This window comes from Rhizobium sp. NFR07, assembly GCF_900111905.1.
GTDB lineage: Bacteria > Pseudomonadota > Alphaproteobacteria > Rhizobiales > Rhizobiaceae > Neorhizobium.
Map to the genome: position 1 here is coordinate 88,493 of NZ_FOKM01000003.1, position 15,787 is coordinate 104,279.

Genomic DNA, 15,787 nt, shown 5'->3' on the forward strand with positions numbered 1-15,787 from the left:
GCGGTCTAATCATTGCCAGCGTACCGCTATATGCGAAATTCGAAGACCAGCCACAAACGCAGACACCCGACGCCTTGCGACGCCGGGTGCCTTCAAAAACGATGCAAATCGAAGCTTACTTCGCAGCCGCTTCGTACATTTCCAGGACGTAATCCCAGTTGATCAGGCTGTCGACGAAGGCTTCGAGGTACTTCGGACGGGCGTTGCGGTAGTCGATGTAATAGGAGTGTTCCCATACGTCGACGCCGAGGATCGGGGATGCGCCGTGAACGAGCGGGTTTTCGCCGTTCGGGGTCTTGGAGATGGCGAGCTTGCCATCCTTGACCGAGAGCCAGGCCCAGCCCGAACCGAACTGAGTCGTGCCGGCAGCAACGAAATCGGCCTTGAACTTGTCATAGCCGCCGAGATCCGAAGCGAAGGCGCTTTCCAGCTTGCCCGGCAGCTTGTTGCCGCCGCCGTCCTTCTTCATCCACTTCCAGAAATGGATGTGGTTGTAGTGCTGGGCAGCGTTGTTGAAGAGGCCCTGGTTGGTGCCGAAGGACTTCTTGACGACTTCCTCGACCGACAGGTCAGCCATGCCGGCTTCGGCGGCAAGCTTGTTGCCGTTGTCGACATAGGCCTTGTGGTGCTTGTCGTGGTGGTATTCGAGCGTCTCCTTCGACATGAAGGGCGCGAGAGCTTCGTAGTCGTAGGGGAGTTCGGGAAGTTCGAAAGCCATAGGTTCTACTCCTTTTCGGCAAACACCTTGGGTCAGCGTCGAGCGGGAACATAGGAGGGTGCCCGAAAAGAGGCAACGGCCCCAAGGCCAAAATTGTGGCAAAAAAGCCAAAGACGCATCGCAGCGTCTCGCCCTCTCAACGCCGCTCCGGCGAACATCGTTCCGACGCAAAGCGCCGCGACAAGAGGCGCCCACCAGGAACGCCCATATGGAGGAACCGTTTCGATGAAGACGACTATGACGATGTTCGCCACGCTCGTATCCGTGCTTGCCGCCGCAGGCTGCGCACAGGCCTCTTCCGACGAGGCCTGGACGCAGTTCCAGACCGACGTTTCCAAGGCATGCCTCGAATCCGCCAAGGAGCTGATCGCCGACGGACGCACGATCGTCGATCCCTATGGCAGCGAGCACTACGGTCTTGCGGTCGTCACCGGCAAGGCGGTCGGCGCAACGACGGAAATCAGCACGATCTGCGTCTACGACAAGCAGAAGAAGACGGCGGAAAACGGCGGCGAGATCAGCGCCGAAGAGCTGACCGTCGCGCCATAAAATCTCCGGTCGCGGCAGGCGGGCGCAAAGCCGATCATCAATCAGCTTCGCGCAGGCTTGCCGGTCTAGCCTTGGTCATCTTTTCAATTTTCCGTTTGATTTTTGATTTTTGACCGACGAGACCTCAACGAGACCATTGTGAGCAGCAACGACATTCCACCGGTGCCGCAGTTTCTGCTGCGGGATGCAGATCACATGCCGGCCATTGTGGCGGGCGCAGACCAAGACGATGACAGCCGGGAGGGCGAGACCGTGTCGCCCTCGCTCAGCCTTTCCCATATCGACCTTCTCGCAGAGACGCAGATTTTTGGCGATCCTGTCGCCGCTAGCCCATCCGTGCCCTCTTCGCCTCGTGCCCATCCATCGCACCCTTCACCGCCCGCTGCGCCGACCCCAAGCCCGAGCCCGTTCGTGGGTGCGGCCTCGGCTGCATCCGCAAACCTCTATTCGGCCACGGATGTCGCGCTGTTCCGGGCGCTGACCGGTTACCATCTCGATATCAGGACCAGCATGCCTCGGGCGATGGACGACAGCGGCAACCGCGCCTCCGCGCGGGACAGGCTGTTCACCACGTTGGCGGAAGAGGCCTTCAAGCTGGCCGACCGACAGCGGCGCATGAGGAGCCTGCCGGACGGTGACCTGACCGCCGACGATCTCGTCCTGTCGCTCGACCCGATCCGTCGTGCGGCAGCCGCGATCGGCTCGCGGGGGCTTGCCGCCTTCGAGACGCTGGAAGCGGCGGTGGCACGGCTGAAGGCGACGATGATGGCGGCGCCCTTGATGACGGATGCCGGGCCGGTGGCGGCCTGAGACGGCTTCCCGGTCGCGACCCGGCCGGGAACATTTCGCGCGACCACGGATTACTCCCCGCTGGGAACAAGCCAGGAGAAGATGCGATGTTCGACTTCCTCAACTCCGACTTTCTCGTCTTCGTCGTGATCGGCTTCCTTGCGCAGATCGTCGACGGTGCGCTCGGAATGGCCTTCGGCGTTCTGACGACGACCAGCCTTCTCACATTCGGCGTGGCACCTGCGGCGGCCAGCGCCATGACCCATGTGACCGAGTGCTTCACCACCGCCGCGTCCGGGCTTTCCCATCTCTATCACCGCAATGTCGACTGGCGGCTGGTGCTGCGGCTGGCACCTGCCGGCATGGTCGGCGGCGCGATCGGCGCCTATCTGCTCGCCAACATAGACGGCGAGGCGATCGAGCCCTTCGTCTCGGCCTATCTCGTGCTCATCGGCATCTACATTCTCTACAAGGCGTTCCAGCCCAAATGGCCGCGCGACGTGCATGACTGGATCGTGCCCTATGTCGGCGGCGCCGGCGGCGTGCTGGATGCAATGGGCGGCGGCGGATGGGGGCCGATCGTCACCAGTTCGCTGCTTGGCCGCGGCCATGATCCGAAAAAGGTGATCGGCTCCACCAATCTCACCGAATTCGCCGTGACCACCGTGATCTCGATCACCTTCATCCTGGCGCTCGGCTGGTCGGAACTGTCCTCCGCTCTCGGCCTTATCCTCGGCGGCGTATTGGCTGCGCCGATCGGCGCCTTCATCGTCAAGAAGCTTCCCGTCAAGCCGCTGATGATCGCGGTCTCCATGATCATTATCGGGACCGCCGCGGTGCGCTTCATCTGATAAATATGCGTATTATCTAATATTTAAACGTGCTAGCCTACCGTCCTTGCCGATCCACGGGAGCGAGGCATGGCGACGGCAGAGACAGGCATGCATTCGGGTGAAGCGGCCAGGCTTGCGACGGTTAAGGCCGCGATGGACAACCTGCCGGTCGCCGTGGTGCTGACCGATCTCGACGGGCACATACTTTACGAGAACCATGCCTTCCGCGCGCTGCATGACCGGGGCAAGCAGGGCATTACCGGCAAGGAAAGCTTTACCGAACTGGCGCAGAGCAATCACCTTTCCGACTGGAAGGAGGATCCGATCGCCTTTTTCGAGCGGCTGAAACGCAAGCTCATTCAGGACGGGTCCGCCGAGGCCGAGATCCGGATCGGCGACAAGATCATCGCGGTGCATGACATATTGCTCGACGGAAAGTTCATTCTCAGCACCCAGCAGGACATCACCGCCCGGATCACGGCGGAGCAGCGCGTCTCCTACCTCGCGCATCACGATCCGCTGACCGACCTGCCTAACCGCACCCATTTTTCCGCCCGCTTCGCAAGCCTGATCGCCGAGGGACAGGTGGCTCACCGACAGTTCGGGGTGATGAGTTTCGACGTCGACCGCTTCAAGGACATCAACGACCTGTTCGGCCACGCCGCCGGCGACATCGTGCTGACGGAGCTGGCGCGGCGGCTGAAGCAGGTGCTCGGCACCCATGATCTCGCAGCCCGGCTCGGCGGCGATGAATTCACCGTCGTCAGCGTCGGCGAAATCCAGCCGGAAGCGGTGACGCGGCTCGCCGAAAGCCTGATGCGGGCGATGGAAGAGGAGATAGAGGTCGAGGGCCGCGGGCTGAGGGTCAGCCTCAGCATGGGGATCGCGATGTTTCCCCAGGACGGCACCGATGCCGCCTCGCTGCTTGCCAATGCCGATGCCGCACTCTACCGCGCCAAGGCCGAGGGGCGCGGACGCTATTGCGCCTTCAACGCCCAGATGGACCGGCGCATGCATGAAAGGCGCATGCTGCAGCAGGACCTGCGCTACGCGATCAACCGCCGTGAACTGACCCTGCATTACCAGCCGCAGGCTTCCGTTGCCGGCGAGGTGTTCGGCTTCGAGGCGCTTTTGCGCTGGCGGCACCCGACCCGCGGGCTGGTCACGCCGGACGAGTTCGTGCCGCCGGCGGAGGAAAGCGGACTGATCGTCGAGATCGGCCGATGGGTGCTGAAGGAGGCCTGCCGCGAGGCGGCGAGCTGGCCGAACCGGTTGATGATCGCGATCAACGTGTCGCCGATCCAGTTCCGCCAGGAGAACCTTGTCGGCGACGTGCATCTGGCGCTTCTGGAAACGGGGCTTGCGCCGGAACGCCTGGAGCTCGAGGTGACGGAAGGCGTGCTGGTGCAGGATTTTGCCCGGGCGCTGCAGGTCCTGCGGGGGCTGAAGGCACTCGGGGTGCGGATCGCCATGGACGATTTCGGCACCGGTTATTCCTCCCTCTCCTATCTGCAGGCCTTCCCCTTCGACACGATCAAGATCGACAAGTCGTTCACCTCGAAACTGGTGGCCGACAGCAGTGCCGACGAGATCGTCCGCGCCGTCATCGGGCTTGGGCGCGGGCTCAACATTCCGATCGTGGCCGAAGGTGTCGAGACCGAAGAACAGCGCGCCTTCCTGGAAGAGGCGCAATGCCAGAACCTGCAGGGATATCTGATCGGCAAGGCTGAACCGATCGAGGAATATTTCGAGCTGACGGGCGCGGAAGAACCGGCACCTGCGAACGCGAAGATCGGCAGGACATCGGCAAGTCAAGGCCGGTAAAATACTATCCTCCGGATCCCCTCGGTTCATACGCCTTAAGATCAAACCATGTTCCGTTGACAACTATTCTGCAAAACGATTTCCTCGGCCAATTTCACACATTCTAATATCCGCATCGAACCACGCCCCCCATGGCCCATCGGGAATACAGCCTTGCAGCAATACTGTTCGGATACACGGTTCGACGCGATCGTTCTTGGCGCGGGCATATCCGGCCTCGTCTCGGCATACCTACTTGCCGATCGCGGCAGGCGGGTTCTCCTGCTGGACGACTATGCCGAGCTCGGCGGCAATCATATCAGCCGCGACATCGGTGGGATGAGCTTCGATATCGGCTGTTTCTTCTTTCATGAAAACTCGGCCTTCTTCCGCCATTTCCCGCAGCTTCTGGGCCTCTATCTGCCGGCCGAGACGCGGGTGGTAAAGGTACGGCCGGACGGAGGGATCAGCGGCTATCCGTTCGACCTGAGGCATGACCTGCTCAGCCTGCCGTCCGCCAAACAGGCGCATATCCTGTCATCCCTGATCCGCTCGCGCCTGACTGTCGACCAGCGGGCGAGTGCCCTCGATTTCATCACCTATTGGGTCGGCCGGGAATTTGCCAATGTGAGCGGCCTGGTGCCGTATCTGCGGCGCTTCTATTCGGCAGAGCCGAACCAGGTCGAAAGCTCGTTTGCGCGCAAGAGGATGGGCTGGGTGGCGCGCAACGCCAATCTCGCAGGTCTGCTGCGGAGCCTTCGCCGGCGACCCGAGACGGAGACGAACGCCTGTTTTGTGCGGCCGAAGGCGGGCTTTCGGGAGATCTATTCGAAAGTCGCCGAGATGCTTCGGGAAAAGGGAGCTGTCGTCCAACTGGCGGCGGCGGTGCAGGCGATCGCGCAGACCGGCGACGGGTCGATGACCGTGGCGCTCGCCTCGGGAAGCGTCCATGCCGCAGAACTGTTCTCCACCGTGCCGCTTGCCACCGCCCTGCGCTATTGCGGCATGCCGGTTCCGGCCGAACTGAAGAGCGCCAGCCTGGTCAGCCTGTTCTACAGCTTCACCGGCAATCGCGGCTTCGACGGCAACGTGCTCTACAATTTCCATGACCGCGGGCTGTGGAAGCGCCTCACCTTCCATTCCGACTTCTACGGGGAGACGGCGGGCCGCGCCTATTTCTCGGTCGAGTTCACGGTGATCGGCGAGCCGCTGACAATCGACCGCTATGACGAGGACTTTCGCAAGGATGCAGCCGGCAAGGGGCTGTTCGCGGGGGACCTTGTTCTGGAGGGCGCCAACATGCTGGACCACGCCTATCCCGTCTACCTGAAAGGTGCCAGCGCCGCGGCCGATCGCGCGATAGAGGATCTGGCACGGTTCGGCGTGCGATCCTACGGGCGGCAGGGCGGCTTCGATTACCAGCCGACCGGAGACGTTTCCGCATCCGTGGCGGAAAGGACGATCCGCGGAACACTTTCGGCCTGAAATGCTGAGCGGTCCCCGCCGGTGAACGGAGCGGTCAACGGTTATCGACTATCCACCGTCATGCCGACGCCCTAGATGGTAGGCTACGGATAGTCCGCTTCCATTTCAGACAAGGTATTCCCATGACGGTTTCTGCAAACGCCCTCCTCGTCATCCTGCTGCACGGCGTCGGCTCCAATGGTGCCGACCTCGCGCCGCTCGGCGAAAGCTGGAAGGCACGCCTGCCGGACGCAGTGTTCGTTTCGCCCAATGCGCCGGAACCGTCGAATTTCGGATCGGGCTATCAGTGGTTCAGCGTCGCCGGCGTGACCGAGGAAAACCGCCCTGCCCGCATCACCGCCGCCCGCCCGGCCTTCGACACGGTGATTTCCGACATCATCGAGGAAAAAGGCTTCAACGGCCGGCTGGACCGGGTTGTACTGGTCGGGTTCTCGCAGGGCACGATCATGTCGCTCGATGCAGCGGCAAGCGGACGCTGGCCCGTTGCGGCGGTTGTCGGCTTTTCCGGCCGGCTTGCGAGTGAAGCGCCGCTCAAGCCTTCCACGGAAACCAAGATCATGCTGATCCACGGCACAGCAGATCCCGTCATTCCGTCGTGGGAGACGGAGAAGGCGGAAACCGAGTTGAAGGCCGCCGGCCTGTCGGTGGAAACCGTGATCGAACCGGGCCTTGGCCACACGATTTCGATCGGCGGAGCCGACCGCGCCTGCGATTTCCTGGAAGCAATCGCCCGCGACTGAGATCGCGGGCCGTTTTTTCATGCCGCAGCTATCGCTTGATGACCGGCTCGCCGTGGAAACGACGGCGGGACGGTTTCGAGACGCCGAAACCGACTTCCATCATCAGGCGCGGCTTCGTTACCGGAACGGTGCCCATGTGGAAACCGAACGGATCCTCGACGAAGCCCGAACCGGCCTGGCCGGTGAGCGTCACGGCCTTGTCGGCACCGTAGTAATCCAGCACTTCCTCGGCCGAATGGCCGACGAGAAGCGTGTACTGGTGGCTGGCCTTGCGCCGATTGTGACTGCCCTTGACGAAGACATGCGGACCGGTGCCCTCGTCGACATCGACGAGGTTGAAGAAGAATTTGAGCATCCGCCAGTCGTCGAGATCGAAATGAAACTTGTCGAGCGAGGCGAGACTGCGGTCGGCTTCGGATGAAGCCTTGGTCGGGAAGCTCCACCAGATGCGGGTGGTGATGAGCTGCGCGCTGGCGCCAAGATAATGTTTCGCGACGTCGAGCAGCAGCGGATCGCCCTGCACCGCCCTCACGCCTTCGCTGTCCAGGGAGCGCTCGAAGAAATGGCCGCTGAGCAGCGACCGGCCGAAGCGGCGTTCGGCCTCGTCGTGCTCCGGCGCCAGGAATTCGAGCTCGCGATTGAAATTGCCGAAGCATGGGGTGCGACCGGCAAAATCGCAGATCTCGCTGTGAATCGCCTGGGGCAATTGCAGGTCGGCGAAGATGCCGTCGCTGCGCAGTTCATCGGCAATCTTCGCCGCATTCAGCGGCCCGAAAATCGACGGCTGCGGCGTGGCGGAGGGTCGGTATTTGGCCGACATCGCCCAATGTGCCCTGCGGCCCGGCATGGTGCGGGCAAGCATGAACATCGGCAGCCAGGCCGGGTTTTCCTTCACGTCTGCCAGATAGGTGGGGATACGGACCGCCATGCGGCGGAGCCTGCCGCCGGAACGAGCGACGGCCTCGAGATCGTTGGGGGAGGATGCTTTCGCTGACATTGCCGCTCCTTTCCGGGCTTGCGTTCCGAGTGGGGAGAGAGACTGCATGTTTTACTTGAAAGCGACTGGCATATTTTTGCTGCAATGCGGCAAAAGTGAGATTTCGGGAATGATTACACTTGAAACAATCGAACAAACTTACCGTTCCACGGGTAGATTTAATTAGAATACTTTATAATACTTCCTCATGTTTTTCGTCTCCCGATCATTGGCCCGATCATCCGGATGCGTCATATCGTGCCCGCGCCGCGTCGAAATATCCGATTCGTGCAGCCACCCAGCGCCAGAGCGGCAGGACTTCCACGAGAAGCTCGCGCCCCTCCCGCGTCAGGGCGTAGTCGACCCGCGGCGGAACCTGCGGATAGATCTTGCGCGTGACGAACCCCTCCCTCTCCAGTCGCCGCAACGTATGGGTCAGAACCTTCTGGCTGATGCCGTCGAGATGATCCATGACCCGGGAGAAGCGCATGGGTTCGGCGCTGGCACCCAATACCTGCATCACCCAGAGCGGCCACTTGTCCGCAATCAGGCTCAGGATCTCGCGGGCCCGCTCATCCTGCTCATCGGTCAGGTTGGCGCAGAACTCCTCTGCGTCGTGCAAGATGCGATCTTCAGTATCCATGAGGTTAGTATAGATCATCAGGGTACCTTCTTTCAAGATTGCAGCAACGCCCCTAGATGGTGAGCAACACGCCAAAGGAGGTTCTTCATGAAAAAGATCTGGTTCATTACCGGTGCCGCCAACGGCCTTGGCCGCGACATCACGGAGGAAGCGCTCCTGCGCGGTGACAGCGTCGCGGCGACCGCGCGCCGGCCGGCGGAACTCTTCGACCTCTCCGATCGCTATGGCGGCGCGATCCTGCCGCTTAGTCTCGACGTGCGCGATGAAGCCGCCGTGACGCACGCAGTGAACAAGGCGGCGGCGCATTTCGGCCAGCTGGACGTCATCGTCAACAATGCAGGATATGCGACGATGATGCCGTTCGAGGACATGGCGCCGGAAGGTTTCAAGGATCAGATGAACACCAATTTCTACGGCGCCGTCCATGTCACGCGCGCGGCGTTGCCGCATCTGCGCCGGCGACGATCCGGCCATATCCTGCAGATATCGTCCGTCGGCGACCGGGCGGCGACGCCCGGCCTGACCGGCTACCAGTCGGCGAAATGGGCGATCGCCGGGTTCTCCGGCGTGCTGGCAGCAGAGGTCGGGCATCTCGGCATCAAGGTGACGGTCGTGGAACCCGGCGGCATGAAGACCAATTGGGCCCATCGCGCCATGGATACGCGAATGGCCATCAGCGAAGACTACGAGGAGAGCGTCGGAGAACTGGTGCGAACCCGGCGCAGCAATCTCGCCAATCTGCCGTCAAGCGATCCGAAGCGGGTGGCGAAAATCCTCGCCGACGTGGTGGACCATGACGATCCGCCGCTGAGAATGCTGATCGGCAGCGACGCGGTGAATGTTGCAAGACGGGTCGCGGAAACCTTGCGTGCCGGGGATGACAGATGGGAAGCCGTCAGCCGCAGTACGGACGCCGATGCGGATGGTTACGCACCGCTGCCACAATAAGAAGCGGCTGCGGCGAGGATCGCCGCAGCCGTCAAGCGTTTCAGGCAAGTGCCTCAGGCGTCGTTGCGGCCACCCGAACGGGCCCAGTCCATGTAGACTTCAAGCGCCTTGCGGGCGACGGGGCCTTCCTGTAGCGAGCGCTCCTCGAACTTCGTCACCGGAACGATCTTGGAATAGTTGCCGGAGGTGAAGATCTCGTCGGCATTGGCGAAATCCTGAACCGTCAGCGTCATTTCGAGCACATCGAAGCCCGCCTGACGCAGCAGGCCGATGATGCGTGCACGGGTGATGCCGGCGAGGAAGGTGCCGTTCGCGATCGGGGTCATGACGACGCCGTCCTTGACCATGAAGATGTTCGAGGATGCCGTCTCGGCGACATTGCCGTTCATGTCGAGGGCGAGCGCATTGTCGAAGCCGCGGGCGCGGGCTTCGAGGATCATGCGGCCGCTATTGGGATAGAGGCTGCCGGCCTTGGCGGTGGTCATGGCGACTTCCGGCGACGGGCGGCGGAATGGCGAAACCGTCAGCGACGAAGGCTTTGCTGTATGCATGGGCGCTTCGAACAGGCAGAGCGCGAAGCGGGTGGATTCGGCATCCGGTGCCACGACGCTGAAGGCGGAGCCATGCTCGGCCCAGTACATCGGCTTGATGTAGATCGCCGTCTTGCCGTCGAACTTCTTGACGCCTTCCAGCGCGAGCGCCTCGATCTGTTCAGGCGTCATGGTCGGCTTCATGCCCATGTTGGTGGCAGAGCGATTGATGCGCTGGCAATGCAGGTCGAGGTCGGGCGTGATGCCATCGAACCAGCGCGCGCCGTCGAAGACGGTCGAGGCCAGCCACATGGCGTGCGAAGTGGGACCGATGAGCTTCGGATTGCCGTCCACCCACTCACCATCCACATAGGTCCAGGTGGTAGAACGGGGGGATGTATCGACGGCCATGATAGTCTCCTTCAAACAGGCACGAAAAGTGCCGCGAATGAAGAGCCACGGGCGCCAAAGGTCAAGCGATTATGTCAGATGTAACATCACAAGAATTGATGAGTCAGACCGACGTCGCGATCGAAGTCCATGGGACCTTATAAAAGCACGTCAGGGATTGGTCTTCGGTGCGGGAGCAAGCAGCGGTTCGTCGGACGGCTGAATGGGGGAAGTCTGCGGCTTGTCCGCACTGGACAACTGGTTGTCGTTGTTCATTAGCGCGATGCTCAGCACGCAGGCAATCATCACGGCAATAACGAGTATCGGCAGCCACCGCATACAAAACTGCATTCAAAAACGCCCCAATGCTGTGTTCACGCAATCGTTCGAACAGAAACGATCCGTGATCTTGATCAGAACAATCGGGCGGCTATGGGGCAATGTTACAATTGGCAATATTGCGGTCCGTTGACATGCCGCGATGGCGGGAGCACTGTTGGCATCATGTGCACTGCAGCACTTTCCTAAAGATCCCCTTATCTAGATCCATTGGAGCCATGCCTACACAATCGTCGATGTCGCTGACCCAGCAACTGGTTGATCTCAGTTTCCGCGAGGAGCAGGATCCGGGACCGCCCGCAGCCTGGCAGCCACTAACCGACGAGGATTATGCAGCGCTGGCCGAAAAGCTGACGGAAGAGATAGGCGACGAACCGCTCTGGATCTTCGCCTACGGCTCGCTGATCTGGAAGCCGGGCTTCGATTCCGTCGCCAGCCAGAAGGCGACGGCCTATGGCTGGCACCGTTCCTTCTCGCTGCATATAGAGCGCGGCCGCGGCTCGCCGACACAGCCCGGCCTGATGATGATGCTGTCGCGCGGCGGCCGCTGCGACGGGGTGATCTACCGTGTCGCCGACCACGACAAGCGCGGCCAGATCGAAAGCGCGCTGCGGCGAGAGGTGAGCCACAAGGACAGTCTCAGCACCTTCCGCTTTATGCCGGTCAGGACCGGTGACGGCGATACTATCCGGGCCCTCACCTTCTGGGCCGGCGGCGACAGCCGCGGATCGTCCGCCCTTTGTTGCCGCTGGAACAGGTGGCGCCGATCCTGGCGCGCGCCTGCGGTCATCGGGGATCCTGCGCCGAATATCTCTACAATACCGTCGTGCATCTGGCCGAATTCGGCATTCGCGACCGCAATCTCTGGCGCCTGCAGGAGATGGTGGCGCGCGAGATACGCAGCCTGCACGAACGCGGCCAGTCGCCCTGCGACGAGCCGCTTGTGACGGAATTCGACATCGCCCGATAGGCGGACGGGAAAGCCGCCCTATATCCGCCCGCGATCTCATTTTGCGACGGGCGACGATATTTCATGCAAAGCATATTGAAGGAAGGCGAGACCTGCTGGCGGATCGCCAAGGCGGACAGGCTGTCGATCATCATCGACGCCGCGGATTTCTTCCGCTTCGCCAAGAACGCAATGACCAAGGCGAAGCGCTCGATCTACCTGATCGGCTGGGATTTCGACACCCGCATCGACCTCATTCCCGGCAATGGCGATGACGACAAGCGCGATGGCGCGGACAGCTGGCCGGATGCGCTCGGCAAGTTCCTCAATGCGCTGGCAGAACGCAAGGACGGGATCGATATCCGCATCCTGAAATGGGATATCGGGCTGATCAACTCAATCACCCGCGGCGAGACGCCGTTTTACATTCTCAAATGGATCTTCGACAAACGCATCCACCTGAAGCTCGACGGCGCCCATCCGACGATCTCCTCGCATCACATGAAGCTTCTGGTGATCGACGACGAGGTGGCTTTCTGCGGCGGGATCGACATGACGGTCGGACGCTGGGACACACGCGATCACACCGACAAGGAACCGCTGCGCAAATCGCCGATGGGCTTTGCCATGGACCCGTGGCACGACGCGACGACCTGTCTTTCGGGTGACGCGGCAAAGGCGATCGGCGAGGTCGCCCGCGGCCGCTGGAAACTGGCGACCGAGGAGGACCTCCCCTCCTCGGCCGACGAGAGCGACGGCGAGACGCCCTGGCCCGACGGGCTCGATGTCGGCTTCCGCGACATCTCGATCGGCATTGCCCGCACCGCACCGGAATACAAGGGGCGCGAGCAGATCGCCGAGATCGAGACGGCCAAGCTTGCCATCATCGCGGCGACGAAAAAGACGCTTTATGTCGAGAGCCAATATTTCGCCTCCCGCCGCATCGCAACCGCGATGGCGGAGCGGCTGAAGGAGCCGGACGGGCCGGAGATCGTGCTGATCAACCCGGAAGGCTGCGAGGGCTATCTTGAAGCAAAGGCGATGGATTCCGCCCGCATCCGGCTGATGAAAATGGTGCGCGATGCCGACATCCACAATCGCTTCCGGCTCTATTATCCGGTCAACGCCGCACGCACGCCGATCTATGTGCATGCCAAGATGATGTTTTCCGACGACCGGATCGTGAAGATCGGCTCGGCCAATCTCAACAACCGGTCGATGGGCTACGACACCGAATGCGACGTCATTCTCGAGGCGGAGGAAGGGCAGGACGTATTGCGCGAGAAGATCATCGCGACGCGCGACGATCTATTGGCCGAACATCTGGGCTGCACGGCGGACGAGGTTGCGAAGGCGATCGCCGCCCATGACGGCTCGATCATCGGCGCGATCGAGGCGCTCAACCGCGAGAGCGGCCGAGGGCTCGTGCCGGTGCCGATGCGCGACCTGACGGCCGACGAGGAAGCCTTCGCCGAATCCGACATCGCCGACCCCGAACGGCCATCCGGCGTGCGCTACAGGACGTCCCATTTCCTCAAGCGCCGCTTCGGCCACAAGGTGAAGCGGGCGATCTGACGGGCTTTAAAGCCGTTCCGCCAGGAAATCGATGAAGGCGCGGATGCGGACCGCGAGATGTTCGTGGCCGGCATAGACGGCGTGGATCTCCTCGATATCCTCCGGATTATAATCCTCCAGTATGGGCACCAGGTTTCCGGCCTGAATATCCGGCTCGACATGGAAACGGCCGACCCGGCCGATGCCGAGGCCATCCAGGCAGAACTGGCGGATGATCGAGCCGGAACTGGCCTTCAGATTGCCGGAGACCGGATAGACCTCGATCTTGCCGGTCTTCGGATCGCGGAAGGGCCAGCCTTCCATGGAGCGGCGGAAATTGAAATTGATGCAGTTGTGACGGCCGAGATCGGCGGGCGTCTTCGGCAGGCCGCGCTCGGCGATATAGTCCGGAGAGGCCATCACCACCTGCCGGCTCTGGCCGAGTTTTCGCGCCATCAGGGATGAATCGCGCAACGGTCCGTGGCGGATGGCGATATCGACGCGCTCGCGGATGAGATCGACCGTGTCGTCGGTCAGGGTGACGTCGAGCTGCACATCGGGGAACAGCGTCAGGAACTCCCGCGTCATCGGCAGGATGTAGTGCTCGCCGAAACCGACCGAGGCATTGACCGACAGCGGCCCGCGCGGCAGCGCCCGTCCGCCGCCCGAGACGATCTCCTCCGTATCGGCGATCTCCGCCAGGATGCGCGAGGCGCGGGCGAGATAGGTCTCCCCTTCCGGCGTCAGCTGCAGCATGCGGGTGGAGCGGACGACCAGTCGCGTGCCGAGCCGATCTTCCAAGCGGGTGACCAGCTTGCTGACGGCTGATGGCGAGAGTTTCAAGCGTCTGCCGGCAGCCGAGAAGCTTTTCAGCTCGGCGGCGAGGACGAAGACTTCCATTTCTCCGGCGCGGTTATCCATTGGTAATCCTGCTTCGGCGGGCGGCGATACCCCCTTCTGCCCTGCCGGGCATCTCCCCCACAAGGAGGGAGATCAGATGGGGGCGCCGCTCCGGCTCGATCAACCCACCCATGCTTGGCTTGCTGACCGAGACCTGTTTAGAGAGCGGAACGAAGGTGGTGCCTCTAATAATCTCCCCCTTGTGGGGGAGATGCCCGGCAGGGCAGAGGGGGGTGCCAAGTTCGCGACGCTTGATGGAGAGCCAGCAAACATATCCCGAAGGACTGCTGCTCGCGCCACTTGTTCCTAAAATTCACAAATCATTATCCGCTTATGCCGCTACTCATGCAAGTGGCAGGCGACGATATTGCGCGGCATCGAATGATTTCCCGCGAGGCCCTTCTCCCAGGGGCCGCAAACAAGGATACTCCAATGCCTCTCGCTCTCTATGCGTTGACGGCCGGCGCCTTCGGCATCGGCGTCACCGAATTCGTTATCATGGGTCTGCTGATCGATGTATCCAAGGACCTCGGCGTCTCGATCTCGGCCGCCGGCCTGCTGATTTCCGGTTATGCGCTCGGCGTCGTGATCGGTGCGCCGATCCTCGGCGCGATCTCCGGTAAATGGTCGCGTAAGACCCTGCTGATGGCGCTGATGGTGGTGTTCACCGTCGGCAATCTCGCCTGCGCCATTGCGCCCGACTACGGGACGCTGATGGCCGCCCGCGTGCTGACCGCCTTCGCCCACGCTTCCTTCTTCGGTGTCGGCTCGGTCGTCGCGACCGGTCTCGTCGCGCCGAACAAGAAGGCTTCGGCCATCGCCATCATGTTCACCGGACTCACCGTCGCCAACATTCTCGGCGTACCCTTCGGCACCTGGCTCGGCCAGGCCTATGGCTGGCGCTCGACCTTCTGGGCCGTCACGCTGATCGGTATCGCGGCACTGGCCGTCATCGCGCTGCTCGTGCCGAAGGACAAGCCTTCCGACGCAGAGGAAGAAAGCTCGCAGGGCGTGCTGGCCGTGCTCGGCCGCCGTCCCGTCGTGCTCGGCCTTCTTGTAACCGTGCTCTCCTGGGTCGGCGTGTTTGCGGGCTTCACCTATATCGCCCCGATCCTGACGCAGATCACCGGCTTTTCGGAAAGCGCCGTCTCGCCGATCCTGCTCGTCTTCGGCGGCGGTCTGGTGGTCGGCAATCTGTTCGGCGGCTGGCTGGCCGACAAGCATCTGGTGCCAACCATCGTCGGTAGCCTCGTGGCGCTCGCCGTCGTGCTGCTAGCCATGACCGCGGCGATCCATCAGCCCATCCTTGCCGTCATCGCCATCGGCCTGTTCGGCGCTGCTGCCTTCGCCACCGTCTCGCCGCTGCAGATGTGGGTATTGCAGAAGGCGGAAGGTGCGGGCCAGGGCCTCGCCTCCTCCTTCAACATCGCCGCCTTCAACCTCGGCAATGCCATCGGCGCATGGCTCGGCGGCGCCGTCATCGACCATGGCCCGGGTCTCGGCGCGGTCACCTTCGTCGCCGGTCTCGTGCCGATCGCAGCGCTTGCCGTCGCACTCGTCGCCATCCGCCTAGACAAAAAAGCTCCTGGGCCGACCACCAACAATAGCGCCCTCGCCTGCCCGGCCGAATAAGCATCAGCA

16 protein-coding genes are annotated in these 15,787 nt (G+C 62.2%); 10 read left to right on the top strand and 6 right to left on the bottom strand.

The window, feature by feature from the left end:
- Positions 1–115 precede the first annotated feature (115 nt).
- Positions 116–718, bottom strand: a complete 603-nt coding sequence (locus BM216_RS07355) for a superoxide dismutase (protein ID WP_092997312.1) — start codon at positions 716–718, stop codon at positions 116–118.
- Between the two features lie 225 nt (positions 719–943).
- Between BM216_RS07355 and BM216_RS07360 the strand changes: the two genes are divergently transcribed.
- From BM216_RS07360 to BM216_RS07385, 6 genes are all read left to right on the top strand, one after another.
- Positions 944–1,267 (top strand): hypothetical protein, encoded by a 324-nt coding sequence (locus BM216_RS07360; RefSeq protein WP_092997316.1) that lies wholly within the window; start codon positions 944–946, stop codon positions 1,265–1,267.
- Between the two features lie 138 nt (positions 1,268–1,405).
- Positions 1,406–2,077, top strand: coding sequence for a hypothetical protein (locus BM216_RS07365; protein ID WP_092997319.1), 672 nt, complete (start codon positions 1,406–1,408; stop codon positions 2,075–2,077).
- 86 nt (positions 2,078–2,163) lie between these two features.
- Positions 2,164–2,907, top strand: a complete 744-nt coding sequence (locus BM216_RS07370; RefSeq protein WP_092997322.1) for a sulfite exporter TauE/SafE family protein — start codon at positions 2,164–2,166, stop codon at positions 2,905–2,907.
- 69 nt (positions 2,908–2,976) lie between these two features.
- Entirely contained in the window at positions 2,977–4,713 is a 1,737-nt protein-coding gene (locus tag BM216_RS07375) for a putative bifunctional diguanylate cyclase/phosphodiesterase (RefSeq protein WP_210217029.1), read from the top strand.
- Between the two features lie 153 nt (positions 4,714–4,866).
- On the top strand, positions 4,867–6,177 hold the full coding sequence (locus tag BM216_RS07380; protein ID WP_177230730.1) for an NAD(P)-binding protein: 1,311 nt from the start codon (positions 4,867–4,869) through the stop codon (positions 6,175–6,177).
- Between the two features lie 122 nt (positions 6,178–6,299).
- Entirely contained in the window at positions 6,300–6,917 is a 618-nt protein-coding gene (locus BM216_RS07385; protein WP_092997328.1) for an alpha/beta hydrolase, read from the top strand.
- Positions 6,918–6,945: 28 nt separating this feature from the next.
- Here the strand turns inward: BM216_RS07385 and BM216_RS07390 are convergent, their stop codons facing one another.
- The gene (locus tag BM216_RS07390) at positions 6,946–7,914 is read right to left on the bottom strand and encodes a phytanoyl-CoA dioxygenase family protein (protein WP_092997331.1); all 969 of its coding nucleotides are present in this window, start codon (positions 7,912–7,914) and stop codon (positions 6,946–6,948) included.
- Positions 7,915–8,131: 217 nt separating this feature from the next.
- Positions 8,132–8,554, bottom strand: a complete 423-nt coding sequence (locus tag BM216_RS07395; protein ID WP_092997334.1) for a winged helix-turn-helix transcriptional regulator — start codon at positions 8,552–8,554, stop codon at positions 8,132–8,134.
- A 69-nt stretch (positions 8,555–8,623) separates the two neighbouring features.
- On the opposite strand from BM216_RS07395, the gene BM216_RS07400 reads away from it, so the two are divergent.
- Positions 8,624–9,484, top strand: a complete 861-nt coding sequence (locus BM216_RS07400) for an SDR family NAD(P)-dependent oxidoreductase (protein WP_092997337.1) — start codon at positions 8,624–8,626, stop codon at positions 9,482–9,484.
- A gap of 53 nt (positions 9,485–9,537) precedes the next feature.
- Here the strand turns inward: BM216_RS07400 and BM216_RS07405 are convergent, their stop codons facing one another.
- Positions 9,538–10,425, bottom strand: coding sequence for a branched-chain amino acid aminotransferase (locus tag BM216_RS07405; protein ID WP_092997340.1), 888 nt, complete (start codon positions 10,423–10,425; stop codon positions 9,538–9,540).
- Between the two features lie 150 nt (positions 10,426–10,575).
- The gene (locus tag BM216_RS33280; protein WP_143102745.1) at positions 10,576–10,755 is read right to left on the bottom strand and encodes a hypothetical protein; all 180 of its coding nucleotides are present in this window, start codon (positions 10,753–10,755) and stop codon (positions 10,576–10,578) included.
- 206 nt (positions 10,756–10,961) lie between these two features.
- On the opposite strand from BM216_RS33280, the gene BM216_RS07410 reads away from it, so the two are divergent.
- Positions 10,962–11,690 carry a gamma-glutamylcyclotransferase gene (locus BM216_RS07410; protein WP_348271997.1) on the top strand — a complete coding sequence of 243 codons (729 nt, stop codon included), beginning with the start codon at positions 10,962–10,964 and terminating at the stop codon, positions 11,688–11,690.
- 86 nt (positions 11,691–11,776) lie between these two features.
- Positions 11,777–13,267 carry a phospholipase D-like domain-containing protein gene (locus tag BM216_RS07415; protein WP_092997343.1) on the top strand — a complete coding sequence of 497 codons (1,491 nt, stop codon included), beginning with the start codon at positions 11,777–11,779 and terminating at the stop codon, positions 13,265–13,267.
- Between the two features lie 6 nt (positions 13,268–13,273).
- Here BM216_RS07415 and BM216_RS07420 read toward each other — a convergent pair whose 3' ends face one another.
- The gene (locus BM216_RS07420) at positions 13,274–14,167 is read right to left on the bottom strand and encodes a LysR family transcriptional regulator (protein WP_092997346.1); all 894 of its coding nucleotides are present in this window, start codon (positions 14,165–14,167) and stop codon (positions 13,274–13,276) included.
- A gap of 411 nt (positions 14,168–14,578) precedes the next feature.
- Here BM216_RS07420 and BM216_RS07425 point away from each other — a divergent pair, with 411 nt between their 5' ends.
- On the top strand, positions 14,579–15,778 hold the full coding sequence (locus BM216_RS07425; protein WP_092997349.1) for an MFS transporter: 1,200 nt from the start codon (positions 14,579–14,581) through the stop codon (positions 15,776–15,778).
- The last annotated feature ends 9 nt before the right edge of the window (positions 15,779–15,787 follow it).